The 16,231-nt window shown below is 55.3% G+C and carries 17 protein-coding genes and 2 pseudogenes; 15 read left to right on the top strand and 4 right to left on the bottom strand.

From position 1 onward, the window contains the following. Position 1 precedes the first annotated feature (1 nt). The 4 genes from ACQ86N_RS39920 to ACQ86N_RS39905 all read right to left on the bottom strand — a co-directional run bounded on the left by ACQ86N_RS39920 (position 2) and on the right by ACQ86N_RS39905 (position 2,831). Entirely contained in the window at positions 2–472 is a 471-nt protein-coding gene (locus ACQ86N_RS39920; protein ID WP_431211895.1) for a TPM domain-containing protein, read from the bottom strand. 41 nt (positions 473–513) lie between these two features. Next, the gene (locus ACQ86N_RS39915; RefSeq protein WP_431211894.1) at positions 514–1,755 is read right to left on the bottom strand and encodes an S-adenosylmethionine:tRNA ribosyltransferase-isomerase; all 1,242 of its coding nucleotides are present in this window, start codon (positions 1,753–1,755) and stop codon (positions 514–516) included. A 105-nt stretch (positions 1,756–1,860) separates the two neighbouring features. Beyond that, positions 1,861–2,076 (bottom strand): hypothetical protein, encoded by a 216-nt coding sequence (locus tag ACQ86N_RS39910; RefSeq protein ID WP_431211893.1) that lies wholly within the window; start codon positions 2,074–2,076, stop codon positions 1,861–1,863. Next, complete coding sequence (locus tag ACQ86N_RS39905) at positions 2,073–2,831, bottom strand: hypothetical protein (protein WP_431211892.1); 759 nt, start codon at positions 2,829–2,831, stop codon at positions 2,073–2,075. The genes ACQ86N_RS39910 and ACQ86N_RS39905 overlap by 4 nt, the downstream gene beginning before the upstream one ends. Positions 2,832–3,109: 278 nt before the next feature. On the opposite strand from ACQ86N_RS39905, the gene ACQ86N_RS39900 reads away from it, so the two are divergent. The 15 genes and pseudogenes from ACQ86N_RS39900 to ACQ86N_RS39830 all read left to right on the top strand — a co-directional run bounded on the left by ACQ86N_RS39900 (position 3,110) and on the right by ACQ86N_RS39830 (position 16,229). Beyond that, positions 3,110–3,703 (top strand): RNA polymerase sigma factor, encoded by a 594-nt coding sequence (locus ACQ86N_RS39900; protein WP_431211891.1) that lies wholly within the window; start codon positions 3,110–3,112, stop codon positions 3,701–3,703. Positions 3,704–4,097: 394 nt separating this feature from the next. Then, complete coding sequence (locus tag ACQ86N_RS39895) at positions 4,098–4,463, top strand: tetratricopeptide repeat protein (protein ID WP_431211890.1); 366 nt, start codon at positions 4,098–4,100, stop codon at positions 4,461–4,463. Positions 4,464–4,491: 28 nt separating this feature from the next. Beyond that, a complete protein-coding gene (locus ACQ86N_RS39890) occupies positions 4,492–5,955 on the top strand; it encodes a S8 family serine peptidase (RefSeq protein ID WP_431211889.1) in 1,464 nt (487 codons plus the stop codon). A 59-nt stretch (positions 5,956–6,014) separates the two neighbouring features. After that, a complete protein-coding gene (locus ACQ86N_RS39885; RefSeq protein ID WP_431211888.1) occupies positions 6,015–6,689 on the top strand; it encodes a hypothetical protein in 675 nt (224 codons plus the stop codon). Beyond that, positions 6,622–7,689: a hypothetical protein gene (locus ACQ86N_RS39880; RefSeq protein WP_431211887.1), complete on the top strand. Its 1,068-nt coding sequence runs from the start codon at positions 6,622–6,624 to the stop codon at positions 7,687–7,689. Before ACQ86N_RS39885 ends, ACQ86N_RS39880 begins: the two co-directional genes overlap by 68 nt. 44 nt (positions 7,690–7,733) lie before the next feature. Next, positions 7,734–8,749: pseudogene (locus tag ACQ86N_RS39875) on the top strand (CHAT domain-containing protein). Beyond that, on the top strand, positions 8,749–10,122 hold the full coding sequence (locus tag ACQ86N_RS39870) for an alpha-glucosidase (protein WP_431211886.1): 1,374 nt from the start codon (positions 8,749–8,751) through the stop codon (positions 10,120–10,122). Before ACQ86N_RS39875 ends, ACQ86N_RS39870 begins: the two are co-directional and overlap by 1 nt. Before the next feature lie 2 nt (positions 10,123–10,124). Next, positions 10,125–10,319 (top strand): hypothetical protein, encoded by a 195-nt coding sequence (locus tag ACQ86N_RS39865; protein ID WP_431211885.1) that lies wholly within the window; start codon positions 10,125–10,127, stop codon positions 10,317–10,319. A gap of 466 nt (positions 10,320–10,785) precedes the next feature. Beyond that, on the top strand, positions 10,786–11,247 hold the full coding sequence (gene mraZ, locus ACQ86N_RS39860) for a division/cell wall cluster transcriptional repressor MraZ (RefSeq protein WP_431211884.1): 462 nt from the start codon (positions 10,786–10,788) through the stop codon (positions 11,245–11,247). Then, positions 11,244–12,173, top strand: a complete 930-nt coding sequence (gene rsmH / locus ACQ86N_RS39855) for a 16S rRNA (cytosine(1402)-N(4))-methyltransferase RsmH (RefSeq protein ID WP_431211883.1) — start codon at positions 11,244–11,246, stop codon at positions 12,171–12,173. Before mraZ ends, rsmH begins: the two co-directional genes overlap by 4 nt. Before the next feature lie 99 nt (positions 12,174–12,272). Further along, entirely contained in the window at positions 12,273–12,602 is a 330-nt protein-coding gene (locus ACQ86N_RS39850) for an FtsL-like putative cell division protein (protein WP_431211882.1), read from the top strand. Then, on the top strand, positions 12,593–13,096 hold the full coding sequence (locus tag ACQ86N_RS39845; protein ID WP_431211881.1) for a hypothetical protein: 504 nt from the start codon (positions 12,593–12,595) through the stop codon (positions 13,094–13,096). Before ACQ86N_RS39850 ends, ACQ86N_RS39845 begins: the two co-directional genes overlap by 10 nt. A 22-nt stretch (positions 13,097–13,118) precedes the next feature. After that, positions 13,119–13,898 (top strand): penicillin-binding transpeptidase domain-containing protein, encoded by a 780-nt coding sequence (locus ACQ86N_RS39840; RefSeq protein WP_431211880.1) that lies wholly within the window; start codon positions 13,119–13,121, stop codon positions 13,896–13,898. Beyond that, positions 13,853–14,746, top strand: coding sequence for a penicillin-binding transpeptidase domain-containing protein (locus tag ACQ86N_RS39835; protein ID WP_431211879.1), 894 nt, complete (start codon positions 13,853–13,855; stop codon positions 14,744–14,746). The genes ACQ86N_RS39840 and ACQ86N_RS39835 overlap by 46 nt, the downstream gene beginning before the upstream one ends. A gap of 17 nt (positions 14,747–14,763) precedes the next feature. Further along, positions 14,764–16,229 (top strand): annotated as a pseudogene (locus ACQ86N_RS39830) (UDP-N-acetylmuramoyl-L-alanyl-D-glutamate--2,6-diaminopimelate ligase). The last annotated feature ends 2 nt before the right edge of the window (positions 16,230–16,231 follow it).

Here is a 16,231-nt window from a genome sequence, read left to right as displayed (position 1 = left end):
CCTATTCCAGCCGCTGCATCAAAGTCCTCAGGCCGCTGACCACTCCTTCATAATATTGTCCTTTCCGAAAATACGGGATAAAGGCTTCGTCGATGATCTTTTTGGTGTCGGCATTGGGCAAAATCTTTTCTATTCCTGCGCCGTTCTGGATCCTGATCTTTCGGAAGGACCGGGATATCCCGATCAGCACGCCGTTGTTCCTTCCTTTCTTCCCCATCCCCCATGCGCTCATCGTCTGCTGCGTAAAGAAATCGAAATTCCCCGGAAGGGTCAGAGAAGTGTCGACCGTCAGGACGGCGATCTCGATGGTCGTCCGTCGTTCGTATTCGTTGATCATGCTGTCGAGCGCGTCGACCTGCACGGGCGTGAAGAGGTGTTCGAAATCATTGACGTACCCAATTGGCCGTGGAATAGTGTCCCGCAGCAGGGCCGCGTCCCCCATGCCCGCCGCCCCGGCAGAGCCGGCCAGCATCAGCAAGAAAAAATGTCAATATCGGTCGTGAACGATACATGTCAGTGATTGGACCGCCGCCACAACAAACATCCGTCCCCATAGCTGAGAAATCTGAATCCGCGTCCCAGCGCGTAGTCATAGATCCGTTTCCATTCCTCTCCCACCAGCGACGCGATCAGCAGCAGCAGGGTAGACTCCGGCTGATGGAAATTCGTGATCAGTCCGCTGCCTATTTTCCATTCGTAGCCCGGCGTGATCAGCAGCTGCGTCGTCGTGACCAGTTCCGTCATCTCCCGGGCTTTCATCCATTCCAGCAGGGCGTCCAGCGCAATTTTCGGGTCGGTTTGTCCAGACAATTCGTAGGCGTCCCACTGCCGGACCACCAGTTCCGGCTCTGCCAGACGCGGATGCTGCTGTGCTTTTATCCCCAGCCAGTACAGGCTTTCGATGGTTCTTGCCGAAGTAGTGCCGACGGGGACGATAGGTTGTTCATCCTCGAGGGTCTGCCTCAGCATCCGGATCGTTGCTATCTCCACAGTTATGAACTCGACGTGCATGGGGTGGTCGCCCAGCGTCGTCGTCTTCACCGGCAGAAAAGTGCCCGCACCTACGTGCAAGGTAACCCAGCTTCGCCGTATATTTCGCTGCGCCAGACCCGCAAAAACAGTCTCCGTGAAATGCAGCCCCGCCGTCGGCGCCGCCACCGAGCCGTCATGACGGGCATAGATGGTCTGGTAACGCTGGCTGTCCATCGCTTCTGCCGACCGGCGGATATAGGGCGGCAGCGGGATCAGCCCCGTCTGGTGCAGGACCTCCGCGAAGTTGAGCCCCGCCGGAGACCGGGAGAGTTCGATGAGGAAGGTGTCGGCCTCCTTGCTGATGAATCTTGCTTCGAGGGTAAGTGGGGAGGAGGGCGTGTCGAGCTCTTTGTGCAGCACCTGTCCAGGTTTCCATTTCGAGGCTCCGCCGATCAGACACCTCCATTTTACCTTTCCCGTCTGCGCCATGGCCATCGCAACGCTTCCATAGTCGGAAGGCGGTTCGAGGCAGAAGATCTCGATCTGTCCGCCCGTCGGTTTCTGGAAGAGGATGCGCGCTTCCACGACCCTCGTATTATTAAATACAAGAAGGCTGTTTTCCGGAAGCCAGTCTCCGATATTGCGGTAAGTCGATTCGGTGATCGTGCCGTCCCGGTAGATCAGCAGTTTGCTGGCGTCGCGTTCTTCCAGCGGGTAGAAGGCAATATTTTCCTGTGGTAGGTCATAGCTGTAGTCCGCTATGGAGATATTTTTGGGATCCATTGTTGGGTGGCGGCCAACTGCCGCCGGTTTTGCCCCAAAGCTACGAAAACAGGGTTAATGTCTCATTGACCTTCCCCGCGGGCCGCCAGGGGAAACCCCGGACGGTCAGTGCCCCGCCCATAGCCACGCGGAAAAAGTCAGCGCCACGGCCAGAATAACCGCGACGAGAAAATCCCCGTTCTGGATATTGGCGGAGGAATATCCCGTGGTAAGAGAAGAGAACCTGGTCCACGAGCCCGGCCCCGCCATCGGTTCGGCATTCGGCCGGTCCTTCGGTTCGGCATTTGGCCGGTTCTTCGGGATCGTCTCCCGCTGTGTCACTGGCCTGCTCTCCTTGCACCCCGCAACACCGTTCTCCCGCAAGACCGGACCACCATTCTCCCCCACGCCGGAGCTCCGGCCTCCCTCTGAGCTGCCGGCAGCATCAGGTCCGCACCCGCCGGCGGTACAACTACTCGTTCAAAAAAGAGCTTCTTTATCTGTCGCAGGTCCGATGGTCTGGGGGTCTTATCTTCATTTGTCAGCAGTTTGGTAAAGAGAGTCCGGTATTCCGGGATCAGCTTGTCGAGGATCATGGGCAGCTGGTCAAACAGCGAGGCCGAGCTATAATAACCCTCCTGGTCGACGAATACCAGCCGGACCCGCAGGATCAGCAGCATCGTCTGCAGATAATTGAAGAGGATGCCCGGGACTTCGCCGGGATTCAGTTCCGTCAGCCTGACGCGGCCGACGAGATAAGAGAAAACGGGCATCCAGTAGTCCTGTGAGGCGTAGACCGCCGTATCGGGCAGCTCTGCCTGGGACGCCATATTGCCGTTGACCGAAAGACTGAACCGCCCTCTCCTGTTACGGTGGATCTCTTTTTCGGAGATCTCTTTAAACCAGCATTTCTCCCCGTTGATCATCTCGAGGGAATAGAAAAGGTCCTGCGACAGCAGGTGAACAGCGGGTGCGGACCCGCAGCTGACCAGCTGGGCAAGTGTTGATGGGGCATTGATGACCTCTGCCGATGCGGGAGCCTCCGCTGAAGCGGTGACCACGGCCAGCTTGCGGGTCGCGCCGGTGATAAGTTGCATACACACGTGTTTTGCAGTTTTTAGAAGAAAAGGCCCCGGGTGCCCGTTCGTTGTCGCAGTGGGGTTTACTGCTTCACCCGGGAGACCTTTCAGAGAAACGGCAGGGGTTTATTGTTCCGTCGGGCAACCGGTTACTCTTCACCGTATTGGTCTGGAATACATCAGTTGCCCGGAAATATTCTATTACCTTTGTCGTGTTGATAAGTCGCAGGGAAACAGTATCCGGGGATTTTGTTATTATTTTTTTTAACCTAATTTTCTCAGCAAAGCGGAGCTCAATGAGGCCTGATAATACCATTACCGACGCCGACATAATTGACAACCTTACCCGGAATGGTAACGATAGAAGAAAAGCAGAGGACCAGCTATTCAACGGCTACAGCTATTTTGTAAAGGAAGGCATCCGAAAATACTCCCTCGCCGAGGAGGACGCCCTGGACGTATACTCAGATACGATCATCTCAGCCATCGAAAAGATCACCACCGGGTTCTTTGAAGGCCGGTCTTCGCTGAAAACCTACTTATTCCGGATTTTTCATAATAAATGTGTTGACCGTATCCGGCAATTGACGACTAATAAGAACAAGATCCACAGAACAGCCGCACTGGCGGACCAGCTGTTATCCAGTCTCTCGGACTCCGCAAAGTCCATCGTCCAGCGAATGGCCGAGCGGTCGGATTTCGACGTCCTGAGGACCAGACTCAACGATCTTGGAGACAACTGCCGGAAAATGCTCGCGCTGTTTGCGGATGGATATTCAGATAAGGAAATTGCCGTCGCTATGGACTATAAAACAGCAGAAGTAGTTAAGACGAGCAGGCTCAGATGCCTCGAAAGGCTACGGCAGTCTTATAATCTTCTAAAGCACTAATATGGATAGCCTGGAATACATCGATGATTATTTTAAGGGCTTACTTTCCGCCGACCAGAAAAAGAATTTGAACAGCGCATCCTCTCAGACCCATCCTTTGCGGAAGAGCTGGCATTTTATCTCAACGCACAGGCCCTGCTGAAGGACGAACTGGAAGAGGAAAAGAAAGCCCGATTCAGAACGCTCTATAGCCAGAACGAGCCCGCCGATACAGGGGAGGAGCCAGCCAAACTAAAACCCCTCAGGCCGACGGGAAAACTATGGCCCTATCTCGCGGCAGCTTTCCGTCCTTGTCCTGGTAGTAGCAGCCTGGCTGCTGTTTGGCACCAGTTCCGGCCCCGACAGACTGGCTGACCAATATATAAAAGGGCAGCTGCAAAACCTACCGGTCAAAATGAGCAGCGTTCAGGACAGCCTGCAAAAAGCGATCGCCCTGTACAACGCCGACAGCCTGCCGGAAGCCCTCGCCCGGTTTGAACAATTGCTGCAGCGGGATTCGGCGCGGGCGCAGGCAAGGGTATATTCCGGTATCGTCTGCCTTCGACTGGAGAAATACGACGAGGCGCTCGACCATTTCCGGCAGCTGCAGGCCGATACCACACTATATAATAACCCCGCCCTGTTCTACCAATCCCTCACCCTGATGAAGCGAAACCACCCCGGGGACAGCCAGAAAGCCAGGCAATTACTGCAGCTGGTTGTTGATCGCGACCTGGACAAGAAAGAAGACGCACAACGGCTCTTGTTGAAGAGCTGGTAACAAATTATTTGACCATATACCTTCTATTATGAAAAATTTCCTGTCTGGACTCAGGGGAAAGACCCTGCTTTTGCTTTTTATCGTTTTTACGGCTTTGGCGCAGACCTCCTGCCACCCAAAGATCCACGGCGGTCCCCCGACCCATCACGCCAGTACCTGGCTGAACTGGAATTATATATTTAAGGAAGGTACCGATTCGGCGACAAGACAGGCGACCATCGCCCAGATCACCGGAGCGATCAGCAACGTGCGATCGGCCAAATCCGCAGATTCTGCCAATCCCAACGGCGGCGTAGCCGGCGCCACAAGACAAATTGCGATCCACCCGCTGACGAGCTATCTGTCGACCTATCTCGGCCGTGTGATCCGCGCCAGCAACGGCTACGCACTCGACAACACCCAGGTCCATTTTTGCTCCTGCCATGATACACTTTTATGGAATGTGACCGCGGACCTCAATATCGGCGGATCGGGACAGTCGACACCGGCTCCTCCTCCGCCCCCCAGCCCGGGAGCATCCGGTGGGTCCGTTGCGGTAGTAGACAGCAATGGCAGCGTATCTTCGCCTTCGGCGGTACCACCCGTACTCGGGACCGGCCTCGTCGGATTCAACGGGAGTCCGGAAGTCTCAGGCAAGGTAGTGCTTGGCATCATCGACTCGGGTATCGACTCGACCCTTTTCGACAAGAACATTTTCCAGAAGCTGTTCGCACCGGACGGCAGCGGAAAAATAAATTTTGTGCAGGGTGCTTCGGCGGCTGCCTACCAGGACGGCGACCCCGTACGCCACGGCAGCGCCGTTGCCGCTATTGCGCTGAACGCATTCTATACCCAGGCCCAGGCCGACGGGCGGCAGGAGCTGCCGCGACTGCTGGTGATCAGGGCGCTGGACGACCACGGCATGGGAAGCACCCTCTCCGTGAGCTGTGCCCTGAGCTACGCCATCCGCCACAAAGTAAGCCTTATCAACGCGAGCCTCGGCTACTGGAACGCCCGCAACGCCGTAATTGACCACTATCTTCAGCAGAGCGCGAAGTCCGGCATCCCCGTCGTGGCCGCCGCGGGTAATGATCCAAGGAATCACACGCCGAGCGTTTGCGGCGTGGCGATAGACGCCCACAATCTTCTCAGGCCGGGCAATATGTTCTTTCCCGCGTGCCAGAGCATCGACCCGCAGTACTGTATCATCAGCGTCACCGGGCTTAGCAATCCCATCCTGCCTTGCAGGTACCAGAATTTCTCCTCCCGGTATGTGAGCATCGGCGTGGTGAATAAGAGCAACAGCTGCTGCGGATTCTCCCTTCCTTTTATCAACAGCAGCTACGTGCTGGACGGATCGTCCTTCGCGACTCCGGTGATCAGCGGGCAGCTGGGGTATAAGATCCTGAAGGACGGACCCCGCGCCAATACCACCGCCTATATGCAACTGCTTCAACCGCAAAAGACCCCAACTGGGTTAGTCACATGGGACGGGCAATACATTACTTACTGACCATAGCGATAAGTCTGCTTATTTTTAAGAACCTGTCCGGACAATGTCCGGACAGGCTTTTGCTGTTAAAGCAGATCGACTCGCTGAAGGCCGCCGGCCTCGCCACGGACCTTCAGTTGAAGGAACTGCTTCCCAGTGTTCACCGGCTCGAGGGCTGTCCCCGGTCCGCCGACTCCGTCTTTGCCTTTCTGCTGCAGCGGCTGGGGTTGTTGTACTACCTAAAGGGCGACTTTCCTTCGGCCGTCAACTACACCCGCCGTGCAGTCGTAATGCTGGAGGAGAAATGCCCTCCTTCTCCCACCAAGCCTCCGTTCCTGGTCAGGTGTTATTTCAACCTCCTGATCTTTTATGATTCGCTGCACCTTCGGAATGAATACCTGGCGGCTATCGATAGCTGCACTTCCATTTCGCTGCGGACCGGGGCGGTGGACAACAGGACGCTGAGGGCGCTTTGGGAAAAAGCCGAGTACTACTATGACGTCGGCGACTACGACCGTTGTTATAAGACCGGATTGCTGGGGGAGACGCTTACCCAGCGGTATTCTCCCGGAATTGACAGCATGGCGTTTGTCCGTAACTTTTCCAGCGTGGGGTTGAATTCACTCTACCTGATGGGCAGGTACGACCAGTTGGAAGACCTGCTCAGACAAAAGATCCGAGGAATCTGTGAAGACCGCGGACGCAGTGACACTGGGGCCTCTGATGGACCTGCTGGCCCTCGTCTATACGACTAAGCACGACTACAATGGAGCGCTGGAATGTTTGCAGAAGTCGTACGCCTATAGCGTGAGTACGCACTACCAGCTGGCATCTGTCCAGGCGCTGAACAATACCGGCTATCTTTATCTGCACAGTCTTCACGACTATAACAGCGCCCTCATCTGGTGCCGCAGGGCGCTGGCGACGCTGCCGGAGAAAAGGGAGCGGGGCTCTTTCGAATCGCTGGAGGCCCTGGCCATTTACGACAATATTGCAAGCGCTTATTCCGCAAAGGGTTACCCCGATAGCGCGCTGGCCTGGTTTCAGCTGGCCTTCGACCAGCTGCAGCCGGGGATGAACGAGACCGTATTGCTGCAACAGAGTCCGAACCAGGCATACGAAAGAAGACGCATCCAGTACCAGTCCCTTCTGACCGTACACAAGGCCGACGCTTATTATAGTCACTACTTGCTGACCCACGACAGGAAAAGCCTCGACGAATCGATCCGCATCTACAAACTGTCCGACCTGTTCCTGAAAAAGGCGATCGGCGATCAGTCCGAGATCCGGTCTCAGCTGGCATTCCGGAAGAACGCCCGCGACCTGTATGAGCACGCCATCAGGGCTTCGGTAGCCGCGGCTTCGCCCGACGACGCCTTTTATTTCTTCGAGCGGTCGCGGGCGATACTGCTGAACGACCAGCTGCAGCAACAGGCGAATCTGGACGACAAGGCACTTGCCGAAAGAGCGGAAATAAAAAAGAGGATCCTCCGGCTGGAAAAAGATATGGAGGGAATGTCGCCCGGTGCGGAGGCCTATGCCGAACGCCAGACCGAGCTGTTTGCTATAAAACAGCAGCTCGATCGGTATGATCAGGCCGTTCGCAAACAGGTCAGCTCCGGGAAGAATTTTTCATTCAGTACGCTGCAGGTTCTTCGGGCGCGGCTGGAAAAGGGCCGGCAGTCTTTTTCGAACTCTATGCCGGAGACAGCGCCGTCTATTCACTGCTGGTCAGCGGCCGGACGACTGTCCTAGGAGTTATAGGTAAGGCCCGGTTCGACAGCCTGGCCCGCCTTTATATGACCTATATTTCCGATGTCGAACGACTGAACCGGGACATGCCGGGTTTTTTGCGCACCGCTGAAGCGCTGTACCAGCTGCTGTTTCAGGGGCGAAAGGCGCCCGGCGGCAGGATGGTGGTCTCACCCGACGGCAGCTATTTTCCTTTCGAGGCGCTCGTTACGGACGGCACCATAAGACATCCGGTCTATTTTCTCGACGACCATCCCGTCTGCTATACCTACTCGGCCCGCTATTTTCTCGATACGACCATCGACAACACGGCGGCGCCCGCCGGGAAGGAATTCCTGGGGCTGGCCCCCGTGCAATACGCGTCTTATCTGCGTCTGCCCGATCTTCCCGGCAGCAATGGTTCGCTCGACCAGATCGCTTCATGGTTCAGCAGTCCCGACAAGTTCACGGATGCGAAAGCGTCCAAAGCCAGTTTTTAGCCAACTATTCCGGCTACAGGCTTATCCAGCTGTATACCCACGCGGTCGGGAACAATCCGGGCAAAGAGCCGCTGATCTATTTTTCGGACTCCGCACTAGCGCTTTCCGAACTGATCCCCGAAAAAAAACCGCTGACGCGGATCATCGTTTTGTCGGCCTGTGAAACCGCCAACGGAGAATTTTATCAGGGGGAAGGCGTATTTAGTTTTAACAGGGAGTTTGCCGCTCTCGGGATCCCCACCGCTGTCGTCAACTGTTGGTCGGTGGACAACAAGGCTACATACAAGTTGACGGAGCTGTTCTATCAATACCTGTCGCAGGGGGAGCCCGCGGATATTGCCCTGCAGAAGGCGAAGAAGGAGTTTTTCACCAGCGGTTCAGGCGAGCAGCGGCTGCCCTATTACTGGGCGGCGTCCGTCGTCACCGGCCAGGCGACGCTGCTGCCGAAGTCCGGAGGGCCCTTCCCGTGGATGTACATTCTCGCTTTTCCGGCGGCCACCGGGCTGGCAGGCTATGGGATCTCCAGGCGCCGCCGGCGAAAACCTCCGCCATCCGTCAAAGAAAAACATAGTATATTAGAGTAATGCTTGCGCGTCTACCCCGACTACTGCTATTTACACCCCTGCTGCTCGCTTCCTGCATCAGCAATAAAAACATATCCACGGACGACCATAAATGGTGGAAAGAATCCATCGTCTACCAGATCTATCCCCGGAGTTTTAAAGACAGCGATGGAGACGGGGTAGGAGACCTGAAGGGAATCATCTCCAGACTTGACTATATAAAAAGTCTCGGCGTCGACGTCGTCTGGCTGAATCCGATCTACTCTTCTCCCAACGACGACAACGGATACGACATTAGCGACTACCGCAACATAATGAAAGACTTCGGCACGATGGCCGATTTCGACAGTCTGCTGAAGGGGATGCACGAACGCCATATCCGCCTGGTAATGGATTTGGTGGTGAATCATACCAGCGACGAGCACGCCTGGTTCCGGCAGTCGCGCAGCTCGCGGGACAACCCGTATCGCAACTACTATCACTGGTGGAACGAAGAGAGGGCAAGCCCACGCCCCGATGGAGTTTTTGACGTCAACAGCGACGCATGGAGATATGATTCGGCGACCAGAGCGTACTACCTGCACTATTTTTCGCGCAAGCAACCCGACCTCAACTGGGAGAACCCGCAGGTTCGGAAAGAGGTATATGACGTCATGAAGTTCTGGCTCGACAAGGGCATCGACGGATTCCGGATGGACGCCTTCCAGTTCGTGGCCAAGGACACTACCTGGCCAGTTCTTCCACCCGGATACGACAAGCATATCATTCAATACTACGGCATGGGCCCCCACCTGCACGACTACCTGCAGGAAATGAACAGGGAAGTGATCACCAAATACGATATCATGACAGTCGCCGAGGGCGCCGGCTCGACCCTTGATGACGCGATGGCCCTTGTCGATCCAGCTCGCAACGAGCTGAATATGGCCTACCATTTCGAGGGAATGGACGTGGGCAATTTCGATCCCGACTACAACCTGCTGGATTTTAAGAAGGTCTATACCAAGTGGGACAGTGCGTTCGAGGATAAGGGTTGGGTATCTGTCTATCTGGGGAATCACGACCAGCCCCGGATGCTATCCCACTGGGGCAACGACGATCCTCAATATCGGAATGTCTCGGCGATGATGCTCACCACCTTTCTGATGACGATGCGCGGCACGCCCTATTGCTACTATGGGGACGAGCTGGGGATGAGCAATATCAAATTCGACGGGATCAACGACTACAGGGATATCGCGACGATCAATAAGTTCATGCACCTGAAACAGATCGGTGGGGATACGACCGCCTTTCTCCAGGAACAGAAAAGGAGCTCGCGGGACAATGGCCGTACACCTTTTCAGTGGGATGGCAGTCGAAATGCCGGCTTTACGCAGGGCACCCCTGGCTGAAGGTGAATCCAGACTATGTTACGGTAAATGCCGCGGCGGAAGAGAAAGATTCGGCTTCGGTCCTTGCCTATTTCAGGAAGGCTGTCCAACTGCGGAAGTCCAATCCAACGCTGGTATATGGAAAATATACGATCATTGACAGGAACAACCCATTGGTCTATGCCTATACCCGCGAAGACGGGCAAAAAAATTCCTGATCCTCCTCAATTTCAAAAGTACGCCGGGCTCCTTTCTCCTTCCTCCCGATATCAGTCTGTCCGGCGCAAAGCCCGTCCTCTCGAACTACCCCTCTTTCGCCACTGGCAGTGACCGCGCCGGGACAGGGTCAAAAGCCACGTCAAACTCCCCGGAGCCGTCCGCCGCGGGCCGTGCCCTGCGACCCTACGAGGCGATCGTATACGAGCTGGCCCGATAGGCCCCCTCAAACCACCCCCATTCCCCGGTCCACCCACCTTCAGTCTTAATAACCTCCAGCTTTTCCACAGGTAATCCACCTCAATTCACATCCTATCCCCGGTCTAAGAAACCCAAATTCTGCGGATATGTAATCCCTTGGGCAATACACGTCTGTGGAAAAATTAAATTTTTCAATTTCCCGTGTAAGAGTGGGAAAATGTGTTATTTTGTGTTAGTTTTAGTTAAGGTTGATTCAACTCCTCATAAATGATTGGTTTTCTGGGCGAATACGAAGCTACGCTGGACTCGAAAGGTCGCTTCCTCTTGCCGGTCGGCTTTAAAAAGCAGCTGCCGGAAGACGGGGCAGCCCAGTTCGTCATCAACCGAGGGTTCGAAAAATGCCTTAGTCTCTATCCGATGAAAAGCTGGGAACCGATTTTCGCCCGAATTAGCCAATTGAATGATTTTGACCCCGAAGTTCGTCAATTCAGGAGATATTTCCTGAACGGCGCAACGATGGCAGAGCTGGACTCGGCTGGTCGGCTTCTCGTTCCCCAAAATCTGAAAGAGCACGCAGGTCTCGAAAAAGACATAGTGCTCGTCGCGGCAGTAGACAAGATCGAAATCTGGGATAAAAGTAAGTACCAACAGTTCTTTGAATCTTTTTCACCGGAAGCATTCAGCAGCCTGGCTAAGCAGGTGATGAACCCGGGAGGGTTGCAGTTATGACGGCCCCCGACAACAATGACCACGAGGCGTACCACCTGCCCGTGCTTTTTGAAGAGACGCTCGACGGATTGAACATCCAGCCGGATGGCATATACGTCGACTGTACTTTTGGCGGCGGCGGACATTCGAGGGGGATCCTTGGCAAACTCGGGCCGAAAGGCAAGCTGTTCGTCTTCGACCAGGACAGCGACGCCCGCCGCAACCTGCCGGACGACAAGCGCATCACCTTCCTGCCGCACAATTTCCGGCATCTGGGCCGGTTCCTCCGCCTTCACGATGCCGCTGCTGTCAACGGCATTCTCGCTGACCTCGGCGTCAGCAGCCATCAGTTCGACGAAGCCGAAAGAGGATTTTCCTTTCGCTTCGAGGGCGATCTCGACATGCGCATGGATCAGCGGCAAACGACCACGGCCTTCGACATCGTCAACACGTATTCCGAACAGCAGCTGCACAAAATGTTCGAGCAGTACGGAGAGGTTACCAATTCAAAGACCCTCGCCCGTACCATCGTCCAGCTGCGGCGGGCCGTGTCGCTGAAGACTATCTCCAATTTTAAAGCAGCCCTGAATGGTCTGGTGAAAGGAAACCCCAACAAATATTTTTCCCAGGTTTTCCAGGCGTTACGGATCGAGGTGAACGATGAATTGGGCGCTTTGAAAGAAATGCTGCAGCAGACACCCGGCCTTCTGGTCCCCGGCGGCCGCATCGCCATCATCACCTTCCATTCTCTGGAAGACAGGCTCGTTAAGAACTTCCTCAAGAAAGGCTCTTTCGAAGACGAAGAAGTGCCAGACCCCTTTGGACAACGTGCGACAGCCCCCCTGTTAAAAGTGATCACAAAAAAGCCGGTGACAGCCACCGAAAATGAATTACGCAAAAACCCGCGAAGCCGTAGCGCCAAACTGCGCGTCGCCGAGCGGCTGTGAACCGTGATACCGTGAACCGCGCAAAATCGTGAACCGTGATACCGTGAACCGCGAAACCGCAAACCTCACAAAACCGTGAACCGCGCAAACCGCGTAAAAATGAAGTCCCATGAAAAAAAACCATTAAATACGAGCTACCGCTGGATCATGAAGAACATCGGCTTCTTCCTGTTCCTCGCATCCCTCGCAGTGGTCTATATCTATAACGGCCACTATGCCGACAAAGTCTCCCGGGACATCAACCGGACCGGAAAAGAACTAAAGGAATTGCAATACGAATACAAAACGCTGAAGAGCGAAGTGATGTTCAGGAGCAAACAGAGCGAGCTGGCACGAGCTGTAGAGCCTTTCGGCCTCAAACAACTCACCCAGCCCCCTATATCCTCCCCGACACCACAGAAAAAACTAAAAACTAAAATTTGGAAGTAAAACGCGACATACTATGGAGGGTCTACCTCTGTTTTCTCGGCATCGTGGCGATTAGCCTCGTGGTGCTCGGGAAGGCGTTTTACATCCAGCACGCCCAGGGCGCCTACTGGCGCGGACTCAGCGACAGCCTCCACCAAAAATTCATCGAACTCGACGCTGAGCGCGGTACCATCTACTCCGAAGACAGCAGCATGCTCAGCACCTCCATCCCGTACTTCAATATCTATATCGATTTCGGAGCGGACGGCCTGAGAGAAAAGAATGGCAAACGCTTTACCGAAAACCTCGATTCCCTCTCCCTCTGCACTGGCAACCCTCTTCAAAGACCAGTCTGCCCAGGCCTACAGGAAGGACCTCCTCAGCGGATACCGCAGCGTCGATCGCTACTATCTGCTGCAGTCAAACGTCTCATTCGAAAAATACCAGCAGCTCCGCAATTTCCCCCTCGTCCGTCAGGGACGCAACAAGAGCGGTTTTATTTCGGAAGTAAATAATAAAAGGCTCAACCCGTTCGGCTTGCTGGCCAATCGTACCATTGGCCTGGCAAGAGCCAACGCACAGAACGTCGGTCTCGAACGTACCTATGATACCGTACTCAAGGGCGAGGTCGGCCGGAGACTCGTTCGCTATATCGCCGGCGGCACCTACATCCCGGTCGAAGGCTACGAGATCGAGTCGGAGAACGGAAAGGATATCATCACGACCCTCGACGTCAATATCCAGGACATCGCCGAGAACGCATTGCTCAAAGAGCTGACCGCCAACGACGCCGAGCACGGCACCTGTATCGTCATGGAAGTAGCCACCGGAAAGATCAGGGCCATCGCCAATCTCGGCCGCCAGTCCGACGGCAGCTACTGGGAAGACCTCAACTACGCCATCCGTGCTACCGAACCCGGCTCGACCTTCAAACTGGCTACGCTGCTCTCCCTCCTCGAAGACAAGAAGGTTAGCCTCAACGACGAACTCAATCTGGAGGGCGGCTCCTGGAAGGTATCGGGTCGTACGGTCTATGACTCGGAACCGCACGAGAACAAGATGTTTAGCGTCAAACAGGCCTTTGAGATCAGCTCGAACGTCGCCATGGCCAAGCTGGCCGTGGCTCACTATAGCAACAACCCCACCCAGTTCGTCGATCATCTGAAACGACTGCGGCTGAACCAGCCGACCGGCATCGACCTGCTCGGCGAGGGCATGCCCATCGTCAAGACGCCGAAGTCGCGGACATGGAGCAACACCAGCCTCCCTGGATGGCCTTCGGTTACGAAGTCCTCGTCACCCCGCTTCAGACCCTGACCCTGTACAACGCAGTAGCCAACAACGGCAAGATGATGAAACCCTGGCTGGTCAGCGCCGTTCAGGAATCGGGCATTACCGTAAAGGAAAACCAGCCGACCGTAGTGATAGACAACATCTGCAGCGAAAGCACGCTGCACAAACTGCAGGACTGTCTCTATGCCGTCTGCAACAGCACCGACGAAGGGGCGACAGGCGCCAGGCTCTTCAAAAACGCATTTTACAAGGTCGCCGGCAAGACCGGGACAGCACTCGTTGCCAACGGCTCGCGCGGATACGCAGACCATATCTATCAGTCCTCCTTCGTCGGGTATTTCCCGGCGGGCGCACCGAAATATACCTGCATCGTGGTGATCAAAAACAAGCCATTCGCAAAAGTCTATTATGGAGCGGCCGTTGCAGGTCCGGTATTTAAAGAAGTCGCCGACCGCCTCATGAGCCTCGAGCCGGGGACCCCGACAACACCGGAGATCAGCAAAGACAGCGGAAAATTCTACTACGCCGGTCTCACCCGCGACCTGAAAAAGGTCGAGGACATATTGAATATGAATTATATGGACTCCGCGGGAAAGAACGAATGGTCACGTCTCTATTCGTCCACGGCGGGGAGCAGGTCTGCTGCGGAAAGCCGGTCCGCGGCGGAAAGCCTCCCGACACTAGGCCGCGAGATCGTAGCCCGCCACGTGGTGCCCAACGTAAAGGGAATGGGACTCAAAGACGCACTCTACCTGCTGGAAAGCATGGACATGAGAGTCTCGGTCAGCGGCAGCGGGAGGGTCAGGAGTCAGAATCCGGAAGCCGGATCGGCGCTGACAAAAAAGGAAACAATATTGATTCAACTGAACTAGAAATACCCGAAGGGGATATGGCAAACTTACAGGACATATTGTACAAGGTCAGCATCCGGTCGATACACGGCGACCGCGACAGACAGGTGGACAACCTGCAGACCGACTCGCGTCAGGCGGGACCTGGATCACTGTTCATTGCCATGAAGGGGACCCACGTCGACGGCCACCGTTTCATCCCCGCTGTGATCAACGCAGGCACGACCACCATCGTGCTCGAAGACCTGCCCGCAACACTCCAGGACGGCGTGACCTATATCCAGGTCGAAGATACTTCCGCGGCAGCGGGTATCATCGCCCACAACTTCTATGGTCAACCCTCCGAACATATCCAGCTGGTAGGCGTCACCGGTACGAACGGTAAAACTACCATTGCCACCCTCCTGTACAAACTTTTCAGCGCACTCGGATATAAATGCGGCCTGCTCAGCACCGTCGAGAACCACATCGGCGAGCGCATCGTCCCCGCCACGCATACCACGCCCGACGCCCTGCACCTCAACGCCCTCCTCAGCGAAATGGTCGGGGAAAACTGCACCCATGTCTTCATGGAGACGAGTTCCCACGCCATCCACCAGCACCGGATCGCAGGGTTGAGATACGCCGGCGGCCTGTTCAGCAATATTACCCACGACCACCTCGACTACCACAAGACCTTTGAAGAATATATTAAGGTAAAGAAGTCCTTTTTCGATGGACTGCCTTCCGAAGCATTCGCCATCTCCAACGCCGACGACAAGCGCGGAGCCGTCATGCTGCAGAATACAAGCGCAAAAAAATACTTCTACAGCCTGAAGACGCTCGCCGACTTCAAAGGCAAGATCCTCGAGAACAACCTTACCGGCCTGGTCATGACGATCAACGACCAGGAAGTGCATTTCCGCCTGATCGGCGAGTTCAACGCCTACAATCTGTTGGCGGTATACGGCGCCGCCATCTGCATGGGAGAGGACAGGAACGAGGTGCTTCGCTGCCTCAGTACGCTCAGCGGCGCCGAAGGCCGGTTCGACTACGTGCTGTCGCCAAAGGACAAGATCATCGGCATCGTGGACTATGCCCACACACCCGACGCCCTCATCAACGTACTCGCCACGATCCAAAAACTGAGAAAAGGACACGAAAAGATCATCACCGTCGTCGGATGCGGCGGCGATAGAGACAAGACCAAGCGTCCCCTGATGGCCGCGGCGGCCACGGAATACAGCGACAAGGCGATCCTGACCTCGGACAATCCGCGGAGCAAGATCCCGAACAGATCATCCGCGATATGGAAGAGGGCCTCAATACTGCCTCTAAGAGAAAATATATCTCGATCGTCGACCGCAAAGAAGCGATCCGTACCGCGCTGAACCTCGCGGGGCCGGAAGACATCGTGCTCATTGCAGGGAAAGGACACGAGAAATATCAGGAGATAAAAGGAGTGAAATATCCTTTCGACGACAGACAGATCTTATTGGAATTTTTTGAATTGTTAGATAAATAACC

This window comes from Puia sp. P3, from assembly GCF_050632245.1.
Taxonomy (GTDB): domain Bacteria; phylum Bacteroidota; class Bacteroidia; order Chitinophagales; family Chitinophagaceae; genus Puia.
This window is presented reverse-complemented; position numbering and strand designations above follow the sequence as displayed.